Here is a 252-nt window from a genome sequence, read left to right as displayed (position 1 = left end):
GCAGCCCACGGCCAGCGGGCCGTCTACGTGCCCGGCCGCACGGTCAACCGGATGTCGGGCGCCTACCGGGGCGAGGCGAAGACCGACGCCCGTGACGCCCACGTCATCGCCGAAACCGCTCGCCAGCGCCGGGACTTCGCCGTCATCGACGTACCCGCCCAGCTGGCTGCGGACCTCGCCCTGCTGACCGCCCACCGATCCGACCTGGTCGCCGACCGAGTCCGGCTGGTCAACCGGCTTCGCGACGTGCTG

At 73.4% G+C, this 252-nt stretch carries 1 protein-coding gene; it reads left to right on the top strand.

Annotation, left to right across the window (positions count from 1 at the left end; translation table 11 throughout):
• A partial coding sequence (locus IH09_RS36335) for an IS110 family transposase (RefSeq protein WP_190233544.1) occupies positions 1-252 on the top strand: 252 nt, incomplete at both ends.

It is taken from the genome of Streptomyces celluloflavus (assembly GCA_000720995.1).
GTDB classification, from domain to species: domain Bacteria; phylum Actinomycetota; class Actinomycetes; order Streptomycetales; family Streptomycetaceae; genus Streptomyces; species Streptomyces celluloflavus.
This window is presented reverse-complemented; position numbering and strand designations above follow the sequence as displayed.